At 66.2% G+C, this 16,092-nt stretch carries 13 protein-coding genes; 9 read left to right on the forward strand and 4 right to left on the reverse strand.

Translation table 11 applies throughout. From position 1 onward, the window contains the following. Positions 1–30: 30 nt before the first annotated feature. From L3N39_RS09190 to mfd, 4 genes are all read right to left on the reverse strand, one after another. Positions 31–576, reverse strand: coding sequence for a hypothetical protein (locus L3N39_RS09190; RefSeq protein ID WP_237257020.1), 546 nt, complete (start codon positions 574–576; stop codon positions 31–33). 77 nt (positions 577–653) lie between these two features. Next, a complete protein-coding gene (locus L3N39_RS09195; RefSeq protein ID WP_237257021.1) occupies positions 654–2,972 on the reverse strand; it encodes a DEAD/DEAH box helicase in 2,319 nt (772 codons plus the stop codon). A 33-nt stretch (positions 2,973–3,005) separates the two neighbouring features. After that, a complete protein-coding gene (locus L3N39_RS09200) occupies positions 3,006–3,530 on the reverse strand; it encodes a CsiV family protein (RefSeq protein ID WP_237257022.1) in 525 nt (174 codons plus the stop codon). 9 nt (positions 3,531–3,539) lie between these two features. Beyond that, on the reverse strand, positions 3,540–6,980 hold the full coding sequence (gene mfd / locus L3N39_RS09205) for a transcription-repair coupling factor (protein WP_237257023.1): 3,441 nt from the start codon (positions 6,978–6,980) through the stop codon (positions 3,540–3,542). Between the two features lie 207 nt (positions 6,981–7,187). Here mfd and L3N39_RS09210 point away from each other — a divergent pair, with 207 nt between their 5' ends. The 9 genes from L3N39_RS09210 (at position 7,188) to nqrM (ending at position 16,072) form a co-directional block, all read left to right on the forward strand. Beyond that, positions 7,188–8,639 carry a glyceraldehyde-3-phosphate dehydrogenase gene (locus L3N39_RS09210; protein WP_237257024.1) on the forward strand — a complete coding sequence of 484 codons (1,452 nt, stop codon included), beginning with the start codon at positions 7,188–7,190 and terminating at the stop codon, positions 8,637–8,639. Positions 8,640–8,962: 323 nt separating this feature from the next. Continuing rightward, on the forward strand, positions 8,963–10,300 hold the full coding sequence (locus tag L3N39_RS09215; RefSeq protein WP_237257025.1) for a Na(+)-translocating NADH-quinone reductase subunit A: 1,338 nt from the start codon (positions 8,963–8,965) through the stop codon (positions 10,298–10,300). A 4-nt stretch (positions 10,301–10,304) separates the two neighbouring features. Then, entirely contained in the window at positions 10,305–11,516 is a 1,212-nt protein-coding gene (locus tag L3N39_RS09220; RefSeq protein ID WP_237257026.1) for an NADH:ubiquinone reductase (Na(+)-transporting) subunit B, read from the forward strand. Continuing rightward, on the forward strand, positions 11,509–12,303 hold the full coding sequence (locus L3N39_RS09225; RefSeq protein ID WP_237257027.1) for a Na(+)-translocating NADH-quinone reductase subunit C: 795 nt from the start codon (positions 11,509–11,511) through the stop codon (positions 12,301–12,303). Before L3N39_RS09220 ends, L3N39_RS09225 begins: the two co-directional genes overlap by 8 nt. 2 nt (positions 12,304–12,305) lie before the next feature. Then, positions 12,306–12,974, forward strand: coding sequence for an NADH:ubiquinone reductase (Na(+)-transporting) subunit D (locus tag L3N39_RS09230; protein WP_431978015.1), 669 nt, complete (start codon positions 12,306–12,308; stop codon positions 12,972–12,974). Then, on the forward strand, positions 12,974–13,582 hold the full coding sequence (gene nqrE, locus L3N39_RS09235; protein WP_237257029.1) for an NADH:ubiquinone reductase (Na(+)-transporting) subunit E: 609 nt from the start codon (positions 12,974–12,976) through the stop codon (positions 13,580–13,582). The genes L3N39_RS09230 and nqrE overlap by 1 nt, the downstream gene beginning before the upstream one ends. Positions 13,583–13,594: 12 nt before the next feature. Continuing rightward, positions 13,595–14,821, forward strand: a complete 1,227-nt coding sequence (nqrF, locus tag L3N39_RS09240) for an NADH:ubiquinone reductase (Na(+)-transporting) subunit F (RefSeq protein ID WP_237257081.1) — start codon at positions 13,595–13,597, stop codon at positions 14,819–14,821. A gap of 1 nt (position 14,822) precedes the next feature. Then, positions 14,823–15,848, forward strand: coding sequence for an FAD:protein FMN transferase (locus tag L3N39_RS09245; protein ID WP_237257030.1), 1,026 nt, complete (start codon positions 14,823–14,825; stop codon positions 15,846–15,848). Next, the gene (nqrM, locus tag L3N39_RS09250) at positions 15,845–16,072 is read left to right on the forward strand and encodes a (Na+)-NQR maturation NqrM (RefSeq protein ID WP_237257031.1); all 228 of its coding nucleotides are present in this window, start codon (positions 15,845–15,847) and stop codon (positions 16,070–16,072) included. The genes L3N39_RS09245 and nqrM overlap by 4 nt, the downstream gene beginning before the upstream one ends. Positions 16,073–16,092 lie beyond the last annotated feature (20 nt).

Raw genomic sequence — 16,092 nt, forward strand, 5'->3', positions numbered from 1 at the left:
CGGGGCGTACGCCGCCTGGCCGGCGGCGGCTCAGTCCAGCAGCTTCAGGTGCGAGATGTCCGGCGCCGGGCCGTCGGCATCGCGCGGCAGCTCGCCCATGTCGCTGCCGACCGGAGCCAGGCTCAGGCGCGAGAGGTCCAGCGCGGGTGCCGCCGGCTCGGGGCGGCTGTCCTGCAGGTCGACGCCGACCGGGGCGATGCCGAAGTCCGGCGCCTGGACCTCGGCGAACGCCGCCATGTACTCGTCGCGTGGCGCGACCTGTAGACGGCCGACCGGTGCGGCCGGGGCGGGCGCGGCATCGGCCGGCGGCGGTGGGGCCAGCTCGATCTCCTCGACCTCGACATCCAGCGCGCAGACCTCCACCTGGGCCCCGGCGCGCTCCATGGCCTGGCGATACTTGTCGGCCGCGGCGGCATCGAGGTTCTGCTTGATCACCATGCGCCGCCCGGAGAACAGCAGGGCGATGCGCTGGGCGTCGGCCTGGAACAGCCGGGCGAGGTTGGCGCGAACCTGCTCCGGCTCGGCACCGGGCAGCGTCTGCCCGGAAAAGGCGATTTCGTAGCGGACGTCGGTCATGGCTGAATCTCCGAACCTGGGGGGCGAGGCCGAACGTTAATCGATGCCGGCGGCGCGGCAAAGCGTGGCGGCATCCGTCAGCGAAGCGGTGCGAACAGTGCCTCGATATCGCCCGGCTCGAGTTCCAGCGCTTCGCTTCCAGCACCGGCCAGCAGCCCGGCGGCGAGCTCGGCCTTGCGGTGCTGCAGTTCGCCGATGCGCTCCTCGACGGTGCCGCGGCTGATCAGCCGGTAGACGAACACCGGCTTGTCCTGGCCGATGCGGTAGGCGCGGTCGGTGGCCTGGGCCTCGGCGGCGGGGTTCCACCAGGGGTCGTAGTGGATCACGGTGTCGGCCGCCGTCAGGTTCAGCCCGGTGCCACCGGCCTTGAGGCTGATCAGGAAGACCGGCACCTCGCCGCGCTGGAAGCGCGCCACCGGCGTGCGGCGGTCGCGGGTCGCACCGGTCAGGCTGAGGTAGGCGATGCCCTGCTGCTGCAGCGCCTGTTCGATCAGTGCCAGCATCGAGGTGAACTGCGAGAACACCAGCACGCGGCGGCCCTCGGCGATCAGCTCGCGGAGCATCTCGACCAGGCTGTCGAGCTTGGCCGAGCTGCTGCCGCGGCGCGATGCCTCCGGATGGCTCTTGACCAGGCGCAGGTCGCAGCAGACCTGGCGCAGCTTGAGCAGCGCCTCGAGGATGATCATCTGGCTGCTGGCCAGCCCGCGCCGGGCGATCTCCTCGCGCACCTTGCGGTCCATCGCCAGGCGCAGGTGCTCGTAGGTCTCGCGCTGCGCCTCGCTGAGTTCGACCCAGTGGGTCATCTCGGTCTTGGCCGGCAGCTCGCTGGCGACGTCCTCCTTGCGCCGGCGCAGCAGGAAGGGGGCGATGCGCGCGCGCAGGTGGGCCAGGCGTTCCTGGTCGCCGTGCTTCTCGATCGGTGTGCGGTAGTCGCGGCTGAACGCGCGGGCGTCGCCGAGCCAGCCGGGCATGAGGAAATGGAACAGCGACCAGAGCTCGCCCAGGTGGTTTTCCACCGGCGTGCCGGTCAGGCACAGGCGCTGGCGGGTGTCGAGCTGGCCGGCGGCCTGGGCGGCCTTGCTCGAGGCGTTCTTGATGTTCTGCGCCTCGTCGAGGATCAGCAGGTGCAGCGGTTGCTCGCGCAGTCGCTCGATGTCGCGCGGCAGCAGGGCGTAGCTGGTCAGCAGCAGGTCATAGTCGGCGAGCTGGTCGAAGTACCGGCGCCGGCCGCTGCCCTGCAGCACCAGCACCTTCAGCGCCGGGGCGAAGCGCGCCGCCTCGTCCTGCCAGTTGGGCAGCAGGCTGGTCGGCATCACCACCAGCGCCGGGCGGTCCAGGCGCCCGGCCTCCTTCTCGATGAGCAGGTGGGCGAGGCTCTGCAGCGTCTTGCCCAGGCCCATGTCATCGCCGAGGATGCCGCCGCAGCGCGCCTCGCGCAGGGCCTGCAGCCAGGCTACGCCCTGCAGCTGGTAGGGCCGCAGGCGCGCCGCCAGCCCGCGTGGTGCTGCGAGCCGGCTGTCGCGCAGCGCTTGCAGGCGGCTGGCCAGCTCGCGCAGCTCGTCGCCGCCCTGCCAGTCGAGCCGGGCGTCCTTCAGCCCGGCCAGGCGGGCGCCGTCGATCCGGCTCAGGTGCAGGCGGCCGCCTTGGATAGCGTCCTCGAAATACAGCTCGCCGAGGGTGGCGAGGATCGGCCGCAGGCGCGCGATGGGCAGCAGGACCTGCAGCGGTTGTCCGTCGCTGCGACGGGTCTGGTCGAGCTGCACGCGCAGCTGCTCGTCGTCGCTGCGTTGCTGCAGCTGGCGCGGGCGCAGCAGCTCGCCATGCTGGCGGATCAGTTTGAGCAGCACCGGCAGCAGGCCGATGCGCTGGTCGTCGACGATGATGCCGATGTCGAGGTCGAAACCGTCCCGCACGCCGTCCTGGATCTCGGCGTACCAGCCATCCACCGGGGTCAGGTCGTAGAGGAAGCCGGGGCGCAGGTCGATCTGCCAGCCCTGGCGGTACAACTCCGGCAGCTGCTCGCGGACGAAGCGCAGCCAGGCCTCCTCGTTGGGCAGCTGGTACATCTCCGCCGAGTCACGCGGCAGCGCCTGGCTCTGGCGCAGGGCAACCCGAAAGCCGAGCGCCTCGAGCTGGCGGCGCAGCTGTTGTTCGGCCTGCGGCTGGCGGGCGATCAACAGCATCTCGTCGCCCTGCGGCTGGCGGATGCGCTCGCCGTCGCGCTTGCCGTGCGCCACGGCGGCGCCGTAGACGAAGCTGAGCCCGGCGCGGTGCTGGTACTCGCGGACCATGCGCTGGCTGCCCGGCTGGTAGTTGATCGCCAGGTGGCTGCCCAGGCTGAGCCTGGGTGTCGGCAACAGGTCGTCGACCTGGCGTTGCGCGCGCGGCTCAGGCATCGCGCGCACCGCATGCGGCGCAGCGGCTGCCGGTCACAGTGGCATGACCCGGATCAGCAGGCCGAGGCCCTGGTTGTCGAGGAAGTTCAGCCGGTTCGGTTCCAGGCGCCGGCGGCTGGCGAAGCGCTCGCTGCCGAGCAGTTCGCCGTAGGCGCCGAAGCGATTGATCCAGAACTCGGCCTCGATGACCTGATAGCGCCCCGGATGCAGGCGCAGAGTGCCCTGCACCGGGTAGTGCTCGTAGTGACGCGGGCCGGCGACCAGCGCCAGCGGGCGTGCCGGTTCGCTGATCGGCTGCCGCCAGGCGCGATGCAGCAGCACCTGGTAGCCGGCGTCGGGGGTCAACCGCGCAGCCAGCGCCAGCAGCGCCGGCTCGCGCCAGTCGCGCTTGCCCAGCAGGCGCGCGCCATTGGCCCAGCCGGCCGGCGCCGGCTGGCTGGCCGCCAACGCCGGGCCCTGGCGGAACAGGATGAGTTCCACCCGGTAGTGCTGCTCGGCGGCCGGCGCCTGCGAGCAAACCAGCACCGCCAGCAGGGCGATGCAGTACGACAAGCGCATGGCGCGTCCTTATTGATCAGCAGGCGCGAGGCGCTCCAGCAGCGCTTCGAGGGTGTTGAAGCGTTCCTCGGGTCGCTCCATCGGGACGAGGAACCGGAACAGGGTGGCGCCTTCGAACTTGTAGCGGTTGGGCTGGCCCTGGATCAGCTTGATCAGCACCAGCGGGTCCACCGGGGTGCTGGCAGAGAACTCGAGGCGTCCGCCCTGCGGGCCGGCGTCGATCTTGCTGATGCCCAGCTTCTCGGCCTGCAGCTTGAGCAGGGTCAGGCGCACCAGGTTCTTGGTCGGCTCGGGCAGCAGGCCGAAGCGGTCGATCATCTCCACCTGCAGCTCCTTCAGGCCGTCCTCGTCGGCGGCGTTGGCGATGCGCTTGTAGAGGATCAGCCGCGCATGCACATCCGGCAGGTAGTCTTCGGGGATCAGCGCCGGCAGGCGCAAGTTGATCTCAGGGCCGCCACCGAGCGGCTGCTCCAGGTTTGGCTGTTCGCCCTTCTGGATGGACTTGACCGCGCGCTCGAGCATTTCCATGTAGAGGGTGAAGCCGACCGCCTGGATCTGCCCGCTCTGGCCTTCGCCGAGCAGCTCGCCGGCGCCGCGGATCTCCAGGTCGTGGGTGGCCAGGACGAAGCCGGCACCGAGGTCCTGGGCGTTGGCGATGGCTTCCAGGCGCTTCTGCGCATCGTCGGTCATCTGCTTGCGTGGCGGCGTCAGCAGGTAGGCATAGGCCTGGTGGTGGCTGCGGCCGACGCGGCCGCGCAGCTGGTGCAGCTGGGCCAGGCCGAACTTGTCGGCGCGCTCGATGATGATGGTGTTGGCGCTCGGCACGTCGATGCCGGTCTCGATGATGGTCGAGGCCACCAGCACGTTGAAGCGCTTGTGGTAGAAGTCGCTCATCACCTGTTCCAGCTCGCGCTCGCGCATCTGCCCGTGGCCGATGGCGATGCGTGCCTCGGGCACCAGGGCGGCGAGGTCGGCGGCGCACTTCTCGATGGTCTTCACGTCGTTGTGCAGGTAGTAGACCTGGCCGCCGCGCAACAGCTCGCGCAGCAGCGCTTCCTTGATCGTCGGGTTGTTGGCCTCCATGACGAAGGTGCGCACCGACAACCGGCGCGCCGGCGGCGTGGCGATGATCGACAGGTCGCGCATGCCGGCGATCGACATGTTCAGCGTGCGCGGAATCGGCGTGGCGGTGAGGGTGAGGATGTCCACCTCGCTGCGCAGCGCCTTGAGCTGCTCCTTCTGGCGCACGCCGAAGCGATGTTCCTCGTCGATGATGACCAGCCCCAGGTTGCTGAACCTGACGTCGTCCTGCAGCAGCTTGTGGGTGCCGATGAGGATGTCGATCTTGCCTTCGGCCAGCTCGGCGATGGCGTTCTGCACGTCCTTGGCCGATTTGAAGCGGCTCATTACCTCGACCCGCACCGGCCAGTCGGCGAAGCGGTCGCGGAAGCTGTTGTAGTGCTGCTGGGCGAGCAGGGTGGTGGGCACCAGCACCGCCACCTGCTTGCCGCCGTGCACGGCGATGAAGGCGGCGCGCATGGCCACCTCGGTCTTGCCGAAGCCGACGTCGCCGCAAACCAGGCGGTCCATCGGCTTGGCCGAGAGCAGGTCCTCGCGCACCGCGTCGATGGCGGCCTGCTGGTCCGGCGTCTCCTCGAAGGGGAAACCGGCACTGAAGGTCTCGTAGTCGACCTGCGGGTCCTTGAAGGCATAGCCCTGGCGTGCGGCGCGGCGGGCGTAGATGTCGAGCAGTTCTGCAGCCACGTCGCGCACCTGCTCGGCGGCCTTGCGCTTGGCCTTCTGCCAGGTTTCCGAACCGAGCCGGTGCAGCGGCGCCAGGGCGTCGTCGCTGCCGGTGTAGCGGGCGATCAGGTGCAGGCTGGCGACCGGCACGTAGAGCTTGGCCTCCTCGGCGTACTGCAGCAGGAGGAATTCCTGCGCCTGGCCTTCGATCTCCAGGGTGACCAGGCCGTGATAGCGGCCGACGCCATGGTCGATGTGCACCACCGGCGCACCTTCACGCAGCTCGGTGAGGTTGCGGATGACGTTGTCGCCGGCGTCGCGGCCCTTCTCGCGGCGCCGGCGCTGCATGACGCGCTGGCCGAACAGCGGGCTCTCGGCCACCAGCGCCAGTTCATCGAGCAGCAGGCCCTCGTCCAGCGGCGCGATGGCGATCGCCAGGCGCTCCGGGCTCTGCAGGAAACCGGCCCAGCCGTCGACTTCCTGCGGGCGCAGCTTCAGCCGGGCCAGCAGTTCGAGCAGCACCTCGCGGCGGCCGGCGGACTCGGCGGTGAACAGCACGCGCCCGGGATACTGGTCGAGGAAGCGGCGCAGCTTGCCCAGCGGCTCGCCGGCCTTGGCCTCGATGGCGAGGTCCGGCAGCGGCTCGACGGCGAAGCGCTCGCGGCCGACGCCGGGCTCGACGTCCTGCTGGCTGACCACCACGCGCGGCCAGTGCTTGAGGCGGGCGAAACAGTCCTCCACCGGGACGAACAGGTCGGCCGGCGGCAGCAGCGGACGCTCCGGATCGATGCGGCGTTCCTCGTAGCGGTTGCGCACGTCGCTCCAGAACTGCTCGGCGGCCTGTTCGATGCCGGGCAGGGAGAACACCTGGCTGTCCTCGGGCAAGTAGTCGAAGAGGGTGGCCGTCTCGTCGTAGAACAGCGGCAGGTAGTACTCGATGCCGGCCGGGGTGATGCCGGTGGACAGGTCCTGGTAGATCGGGCAACGGCGGAAGTCGACGTCGAAGCGCTCGCGAAAGCGCGCGCGAAAGCCGGTCACCGCTTCCTTCTTCAGCGGGAACTCGCGGGCCGGCAGCAGGCGGATCGATTCGACCTTGTCGATGGAACGCTGGGTTTCCGGATCGAAGGTGCGCAGGGTCTCGATTTCGTCATCGAAAAGATCGATGCGATAGGGCAGCTCGCTACCCATCGGGAACAGGTCGATCAGCGCGCCGCGCACGGCGAACTCGCCGTGCTCGTAGACGGTATCGACGCAGCGGTAGCCGGCCGCTTCCAGGCGCGTGCGCATCTCCTCGACATCGAGTCGCTGGCCGACGTCGAGCACCAGGCTGGAGCCGAGCAGGAAGCGCTTGGGCGCGAGCCTGTGTAGGGCCGTGGTGATGGGCACTACCAATACGCCGTGGCCGAGCGAAGGCAGCCGGTAGAGCGTGTCGATGCGCTGGGAAATGATGTCCTGGTGCGGCGAGAACAGGTCGTAGGGCAGGGTTTCCCAGTCTGGGAAGTGCAGCACCGCGAGATCCGGCGCGAAGAAGGCGAGCTCCTCCTGCAGGCGTTCGGCGCTCTGGCTGTCGGCGGTCAGCAGCAGGGTGAAGCGTTTGGCTTGGCTGGCGGCCTCGGCGATGGCCAGGCTCAGCGCAGCTCCGGAAAGGTTGCCCCAGTGTTGCTTGCCACCAGCGGCAGGCAGGGGCGCAAGGCGCAGGACGGACACGAGTGGGCGTGGCTCCGATCGAAAAATTTGGCCGGCGGGATTGTAACTATCGACACCCGCGGCTGTCAGTGTTTCGTCCGCTGCACGATGGCGGGCGCAAGGAGCGGCATTGTTCTTCCGGACAGGGGGAGGCTGATGACACGCACCTGGCGCGCCGTCATAATGTAGCCCCTTTTTTCAGCCCCTACATGTGGAAGGAACTGTCCCGTGACTCAGAAGCCCGACCAGTGTCTTGGTGAATGGATTGACCGCGAAGCCCTCGCCGAAGCGATGATTCCGCTGATTGGTCAGCTGTACCGTAACAACAACGTGGTGACTTCGATCTACGGGCGCGGCCTGATCAATCGCTCGGTCATCGAGATCCTCAAGGCCCACCGCTTCGCCCGTCACCGCCTGGCCGACGAGACCGAGCTGTCGGTGCACGACGCCTTCCAGGTACTCAAGACCATGAGCGAGATGAACCTGGGCGCCGCGTCGGTCGACCTGGGCAAGATGATCGCCAAGTACAAGGAAAAGGGCGAGGGTCGCGGCCTCGAGCAGTTCGTCCGCGAAGAGCTGGCGGCAGTTGCCGACAAGCGTCATGCCGCCGGTGCGCACAAGGGTACCGATGTGGTGCTCTACGGTTTCGGCCGCATCGGTCGCCTGCTGGCGCGCATTCTGATCGAGAAGACCGGTGGTGGCGACGGCCTGCGCCTGCGTGCCATCGTCGTGCGCAAGGGTGCCGACAACGACCTGATGAAGCGCGCCAGCCTGCTGCGCCGCGACTCGGTGCATGGTCCGTTCAACGGCACCATCACCATCGACGAGGCCAACAACACCATCACTGCCAACGGCAACCTGATCCAGGTGATCTATTCCAACGATCCGGCTTCGGTGGACTACACCCAGTACGGTATCGAGAACGCGCTGCTGGTGGACAACACCGGCAAGTGGCGTGACGCCGAGGGCCTCGGCCAGCACCTCAAGTGCCCGGGCGTATCCCGCGTGGTGCTGACCGCGCCGGGCAAGGGCGAGCTGAAGAACATCGTGCATGGCATCAACCATGGCGACATCACCGCCGATGACAAGATCATCTCCGCGGCCTCCTGCACCACCAACGCCATCGTGCCGGTGCTCAAGGCGGTGAACGACCAGTACGGCATCGTCAACGGCCACGTCGAAACCGTTCACTCGTACACCAACGACCAGAACCTGATCGACAACTTCCACAAGGGCAGCCGTCGTGGCCGCAGCGCCGCGCTGAACATGGTGATCACCGAGACCGGTGCCGCCACCGCCGCCGCCAAGGCCCTGCCGGTGCTCAAGGGCAAACTGACCGGCAACGCCATTCGCGTGCCGACGCCCAACGTATCGATGGCCATCCTCAACCTGAACCTGGAGAAGGCCACCAGCCGCGACGAGATCAACGAGTACCTGCGTCAGATGGCGATGCACTCGGACCTGCAGAAGCAGATCGACTTCGTCAACTCCCAGGAAGTTGTTTCAACAGATTTCGTCGGCTCCCGTCATGCCGGTGTCGTCGATGCCGAAGCGACCATCTGCAGCGACAACCGGGTCGTCCTCTATGTCTGGTACGACAATGAGTTCGGCTACAGCTGCCAGGTGGTGCGGGTGATGGAAGACATGGCTGGGGTCAACCCGCCGGCCTTCCCACGCTGATAGCGACTGCCGCGTCAAAGGAAACGGGAGCCTCTGGCTCCCGTTTTCGTTTCCGGAAGGCAGGTTTTCTGGTCAGACCTTATTACCAAGAGGTCGAATTCTAATCCGGGCTTATTCGCGGTTCGCTTGTCTGCAGTCAAAAAAGCCGTACGCGTCGGGTGGCCAGGCGGCAAGACTGGCCTCTATAATCGGGCGGATTTTTTACCTGGATCTGCGGCATAGCGCCGCGCCGACTCAGCTTGGCGCGGCTCAGCAGCTATTCGGTTGCCGAATGCCGCGCCGATCTGGAAAAGCTTTTATAAATTAATTGGTTAGGCAAACCGATGATCAACATAAAACGAGGGCTGGATCTGCCTGTCGCTGGGGAGCCCGCACAGCGGGTCGAGGCCGGCAGGACCGTCAGAAGCGTCGCGGTCATAGGCTTTGATTACCCGACCATGAAACCCACCATGGCGGTGCAGGTGGGTGATCGGGTCAAGCTGGGGCAAGTGCTGTTTTCGGACAAGAAATCTCCTGGCGTCAATTTCACCTCGCCCGGTGCTGGCGTCGTCAGCGCCATCAATCGCGGCGAGAAGCGCGTCCTGCAGTCGGTGGTGATCGACCTGGAAGGCACCGAAGAGGAAAGCTTCGCTTCCTATCCGGCCGGCCAGCTCGACGGCCTGAGCGACGCCCAGGTCCGCGAGAACCTGCAGCAGTCGGGCCTGTGGACTGCGCTGCGCACCCGACCCTACAGCAAGGTTCCGGCTGTCGACGCGCAGCCGAGCTCGATCTTCGTCACGGCGATCGATACCCACCCGCTGGCGGCCGACCCGGCCGTCATCATCGCCGAGCAGGCCCAGGCCTTCGAAGACGGTCTTAAGGTCCTCGGCAACATCGCACCGATCTTCCTCTGCAAGGCCAACGGCGCAGCGCTGCCGGGCGAAGGCCTGGCCAAGGTCCGCACCGAGGCCTTTTCCGGCCCGCACCCGGCGGGCCTGGCGGGCACCCACATTCATTTCCTCGATCCGGTCAGCGCGAGCAAGAGCGTCTGGACCATCGGCTATCAGGATGTCATCGCGGTCGGCAAGCTGTTCGTCAGCGGCCGGCTGTCGGTCGAACGCGTGGTCGCGCTGGCCGGTCCGGTGGTGGAAAAGCCTCGCCTGGTGCGTACCCGCCTGGGTGCCAACCTCGACGAGCTCACCGCTGGCGAGCTGCAGCCCGGTGCCAATCGCGTGGTGTCCGGCTCGCTGCTCGGCGGTCGCACCGCCCATGGCGCCTTCGCCTACCTCGGTCGCTACCACCAGCAGGTGTCCTGCCTGCGCGAGGGCAAGGAGCGCGAGATGCTCCATTACATGCGCGCCGGTGTGGACAAGCACTCGGTGCTGAACATCTTCATCTCCAAGCTGCTGGGCGCGAAGAAGTTCGCCCTGACCACCACCACCAACGGCAGCCCGCGGGCCATGGTGCCGGTCGGCAACTACGAGCAAGTGATGCCGCTGGACATCCTGCCGACCCAGTTGCTGCGCTCGCTCATCGTCGGCGATACCCAGATGGCGCAGAAGCTCGGCTGCCTGGAGCTGGACGAAGAAGACCTGGCGCTGTGCACCTACGTGTGTGCCGGCAAGTACGAATACGGCCCGATCTTGCGGGACAACCTGACCCGCATCGAGAAGGAGGGATAAGGCAATGGGCATTCGCGCATTCCTCGACAAGATCGAGCACCATTTCGAAAAGGGCGGCAAGCTCGAGAAGTGGTATGCGCTGTACGAAGCGGCGGATACCTTCCTCTACCGCCCCGGCAGCGTGACCAAGACCACCGCACACGTGCGTGACGGTCTGGACCTCAAGCGCATGATGATTACCGTCTGGCTGTGCACCTTCCCGGCGATGTTCTTCGGCATGTGGAACGCCGGCTACCAGGCCAACCTCATCTATGCAGCCAACCCCGACCTGCTGCAGGCCCAGGGCGACTGGCAGTTCGCGCTCACCGCGATGCTCGCCGGCTTCGATCCGAACAGCCTGTGGGACAACTTTGTCCAGGGCGCGGCCTACTTCCTGCCGATCTACGCGGTGACCTTCATCGTCGGCGGTTTCTGGGAAGTGCTGTTCGCCTCGATCCGCAAGCACGAGGTGAACGAGGGCTTCTTCGTCACGTCGGTGCTGTTCGCGCTGATCCTGCCGCCGTCGATCCCGCTGTGGCAGGTGGCGCTGGGCATCAGCTTCGGCGTGGTGATCGGCAAGGAAGTCTTCGGCGGTACCGGCAAGAACTTCCTCAACCCGGCACTGACCGGCCGTGCCTTCCTGTTCTTCGCCTACCCGGCGCAGATGTCGGGCGATGCGGTGTGGACGGCGGTCGACGGCTTCGCCGGCGCCACCACCCTGAGCCTCGGCTATGCCGGCGGCATCGACAACGTGGTGCAGAACGGCATCAGCTGGATGGACGCCTTCGTCGGCACCATCCACGGTTCGGTCGGCGAGACCAGCACGCTGGCCATCTTCATCGGCGGCGCCGTGCTGCTGATGACCAAGATCGCCTCCTGGCGCATCGTCAGCGGCGTGATGATCGGCATGATCGCGCTGAGCTACCTGTTCAACCTGATCGGCTCGGACACCAACCCGCTGTTCGCCATGCCCTGGTACTGGCACATGGTCGCCGGCGGCTTCGCCTTCGGCATGATCTTCATGGCCACCGATCCGGTATCGGCGTCGATGACCAACACCGGCAAGTGGGTCTTCGGCATCCTCATCGGCGTCATGGTGGTGCTCATCCGCGTGGTCAACCCGGCGTTCCCGGAAGGCATGATGCTGGCGATCCTGTTCGCCAATCTCTGTGCCCCCTTGATTGACCACTTCGTCGTTCAGGCCAACGTCAAGCGGAGGCTGGCCCGTAATGTCTAGTCAGAAAGAATCCACCGTCCGTACGCTGACGGTTGCCCTGCTGGTCTGCCTGGTGTGCTCGGTGTTCGTCGCCGGGGCCGCGGTGGCCCTGCGTCCGACCCAACAGCAGAATGCCCTGCTGGACAAGCAGCGCAGCATCCTGGCGATCGCCGGCCTCGGTGAGGCCGGCATGTCCGGCAAGCAGGTCCGCGCGCTGTTCGACGAGCGCATCGTCGCCCGCCTGGTCGACCTGGAAACCGGCAAGTTCAGCGACGCGTTCGAGGCCAAGAGCTTCGATCCGCTGGTCGCGGCGAAGGACCCGAAGCTGTCGCAGGTACTCTCCGGTGAGCAGGACATCGCCTCGATCAAGCGTCGCGAGCGCTACAGCATCGTCTACATCGTCGAAGGCAAGGGCGAGGGCGCGATCGACACGCTGATCCTGCCGATCCGCGGCTACGGCCTGTGGTCGACCCTCTACGGCTTCATGGCGCTCGAGGGCGACCTCAACACCGTCGGCGGCCTGGGCTTCTACCAGCACGGGGAAACCCCCGGCCTGGGCGGCGAAGTCGACAATCCGAAGTGGCGCGGCCTGTGGCCGGGCAAGGAGCTGTTCGGCGACAACGGCCAGTTGGCGATCCAGATCGTCAAGGGCGGTGTCGATCCGAAGAGCCCGAAGGCCGACCACCAGGTGGATGCCCTGGCCGGCGCGACCCTGACCAGCAACGGGGTGAACAACCTGTTGCATTTCTGGCTGGGCGAGAACGGCTTCGGTCCTTTTATCGCTAACCTGCGTGCCGGGGAGGCTTGATCATGTCGCAACCCAAAGTCAAAGAAGTACTGCTCAACCCGATCGTCGCCAACAACCCGATCGGCCTGCAGATCCTCGGTATCTGCTCGGCGCTGGCAGTCACCTCGAACCTGAAGACCGCGCTGGTGATGTCCATCGCGCTGACGCTGGTCACTGCGTTCTCGAACCTGTTCATCTCGATGATCCGCAGCCAGATTCCCAGTTCGATCCGCATGATCGTGCAGATGGTGATCATCGCCTCGCTGGTGATCCTGGTCGACCAGGTGCTCAAGGCCTATGCCTTCAGCCTGTCCAAGCAGTTGTCGGTGTTCGTCGGCCTGATCATCACCAACTGCATCGTGATGGGCCGTGCCGAGGCGTTCGCCATGCAGAACCCGCCGCTGCTGTCGTTCTTCGACGGCATCGGCAACGGCCTGGGCTACAGCGCCATGCTGATCGTGCTGGGCATCGTCCGCGAGCTGTTCGGTGCCGGCAAGCTGCTGGGCTACACCGTGCTGCCGGTGGTCAACGACGGTGGCTGGTACCTGCCCAACGGCCTGCTGTTGCTGCCGCCGTCGGCGTTCTTCCTCATCGGTCTGATCATCTGGGGCATCCGTAGCTGGAAGAAGGAACAGGTCGAGAAGCCTGCCTTCAAGATGGCGCCGCAAGTCTCGAACAAGGAGGCTTATTAATGGAGCATTACATCAGCCTGTTCGTCCGTGCCGTGTTCATCGAGAACATGGCGCTGGCGTTCTTCCTCGGCATGTGTACCTTCATCGCGATCTCGAAGAAGGTCGAGACGGCCATTGGCCTGGGTATCGCGGTCATCGTGGTGCAGGCCATCACCGTGCCGGCCAACAACCTGATCTACACCTACCTGCTGAAAAGCGGTGCGCTGGCCTGGGCCGGCCTGCCGGACGTCGACCTGTCGTTCCTCGGCCTGCTCAGCTACATCGGCGTGATCGCGGCCATCGTGCAGATCCTCGAGATGCTGCTCGATAAGTACGTGCCCAGCCTGTACAACGCGCTGGGCGTGTTCCTGCCGCTGATCACCGTCAACTGCGCCATCATGGGTGGCACGCTGTTCATGGTCGAGCGCGACTACAACCTCGGCGAGAGCGTGGTCTACGGCTTCGGTTCCGGCGCCTCCTGGGCGCTGGCCATCGCCTTGCTGGCCGGTATCCGCGAGAAGCTCAAGTACAGCGATGTGCCGGAGGGCCTGCAGGGGCTCGGCATCACCTTCATCACCATCGGACTGATGTCGCTGGGCTTCATGTCTTTCTCTGGCGTACAGCTGTAAGGACGGGATGAACTGATGAGTTACGAAATTTTCCTCGCCATCGGGATGTTCACCGCCATCGTGCTCGCGCTGGTGGTCATCATCCTGGCCGCACGCGCCAAGCTGGTCTCCAGCGGCGACGTGACCATCGAGATCAACGGCGAACGCACCATCACCGTGCCCGCCGGCGGCAAGCTGCTGCAGACCCTGGCGGCCAACAACATCTTCCTCTCGTCCGCCTGTGGCGGCGGCGGTACCTGCGCCCAGTGCAAGTGCGTCGTCGAGAGCGGCGGCGGCGAGATGCTGCCGACCGAGGAGTCGCACTTCACCCGCCGCGAGGCTGGCGAAGGCTGGCGCCTGTCCTGCCAGACCCCGGTCAAGGCGGACATGAAGATCGAGGTACCGGAAGAAGTCTTCGGCGTGAAGAAGTGGGAATGCACGGTGGCTTCGAACCCCAACGTGGCCACCTTCATCAAGGAACTGACGCTCAAGCTGCCCGAGGGCGAGAACGTCGACTTCCGCGCCGGTGGCTACGTGCAGCTGGAATGCCCACCGCACACCGTGCACTACAAGGATTTCGACATCCAGCCGGAATTCCGCGGCGACTGGGACAAGTTCAACCTGTGGAAGTACGTGTCCAAGGTCGACGAGACGACCATCCGCGCCTACTCCATGGCGAACTACCCGGAAGAGAAGGGCCTGGTCAAGTTCAACATCCGGATCGCGTCGCCGCCGCCGGGTCGCGACGACGTGCCGCCAGGCAAGATGTCGTCGTGGGTGTTCGGCCTGAAGCCGGGCGACAAGGTCACCGTGTACGGTCCGTTCGGTGAATTCTTCGCCAAGGACACCGATGCCGAGATGGTCTTCATCGGCGGTGGTGCCGGCATGGCGCCAATGCGCTCGCACATCTTCGACCAGCTCAAGCGCCTGAAGTCGACGCGCAAGATGAGCTTCTGGTACGGCGCGCGCTCGCTGCGCGAGGCCTTCTACGTCGAAGAGTACGACCAGCTGCAGGCGGAGAATCCCAACTTCAAGTGGCACCTGGCGCTGTCCGACCCGCAGCCGGAGGACAACTGGCAGGGGCCGACCGGCTTCATCCATAACGTGCTGTTCGAGAACTACCTCAAGGGCCATCCGGCTCCGGAGGACTGCGAGTTCTACATGTGCGGCCCGCCGATGATGAACGCCTCGGTGATCAAGATGCTGACCGACCTGGGGGTCGAACCGGAGAACATCCTGCTCGACGACTTCGGCGGCTAGCATGGTCAAAGCGTTCCTGCAGCCCGTCATGACTGCCGCACTCGCGGCAGCCCTGGCGGGCTGTCTGTTTCAGGAGCAGGTCGAGAGCTTCGACGGCCCCACCATGGGCAGCACCTACTCGGTCAAGTACGTGCGCAGCAAAGGCGTCGCGCCCCGCGAGGCGTTGCAGGCTGAGACCGAGGCGATCCTCGCCGAGCTTGACCGGCAGTTGTCCACCTATCGCGACGATTCCGACATCGCCCGCTTCAACCGACTGCCGGGCGGCGAATGCCAGCCGGTAGCCGAGGACCTGCGCACCCTGGTGGCCGCCGGCGAGCGCCTGTCGCGCCAGACCGGTGGTTCGCTCGACCTGACGCTGGAACCGCTGCTGGATCTCTGGGGCTTCGGGCCCCGGGGTCGGGTGGAGAACGTGCCCAGTGCGAGCGAGATCGCCGAGGCGCGGCGCAAGGTCGGCCACCAGCACCTGCATCTCGACGGCGAACGCCTGTGCAAGGATGCGCCCGTGCAGGTGGATTTCAACAGCATCGCCGCGGGCTACGCGGTCGATCGAGTCGCGGCGCGACTCAAGGATCTCGGCGTCAGCAGCTACCTGGTGGAGATCACCGGAGAGCTCAAGGCCGAGGGGCGCAAGCCCGGCGGCGAGCCCTGGCGCATCGCCATCGAGGCGCCGCGCGACGACGAGCGCGTCGCGCAGCAGGTCATCGCCCTCGACGGCCTGGCGGTCTCGACCTCGGGCGACTACCGCAACTATTACGAACGCGATGGTCGGCGCTATTCCCATACACTTGACCCTGTCACCGGCGCCCCCATCGAGCATCGGCTGGCAGCGGTGACGGTGCTGCATGCCTCGGCACTGGAGGCCGATGGTCTGTCCACCGCGCTGATGGTGATGGGGCCGGACAAGGGGCTGGAATACGCCAATCGCGAACAGCTCTCCGCACTCTTCGTGGTGCGGCAGGGGCAGGAATTCACAAGCATGGCCACCGCCGCCTTCGACAGGCAGTTCGGTGGAGGAGAACGCAAATGACCTTTTTGCTGGTTTTTCTGGTGATGCTGCTGGTCGTCTTCGGCATGGCCATCGGCGTGATCATGGGGCGCAAGCCCATCGCCGGGTCCTGTGGCGGCATCGCCGCGCTGGGCATCGAGAAGGAATGCTCGATCTGCGGCGGTAGCCGCGAGAAGTGCGAGGAAGTGAATCAGGAGCGGGCCCAGGCGCAGAGCGACCTGGCCTACGACGCAACGCGCAAGTGACGGGGTTCGGCTCGCGTCGA

This window comes from Pseudomonas oligotrophica (genome assembly GCF_021726475.1).
GTDB lineage: Bacteria > Pseudomonadota > Gammaproteobacteria > Pseudomonadales > Pseudomonadaceae > Stutzerimonas > Stutzerimonas oligotrophica.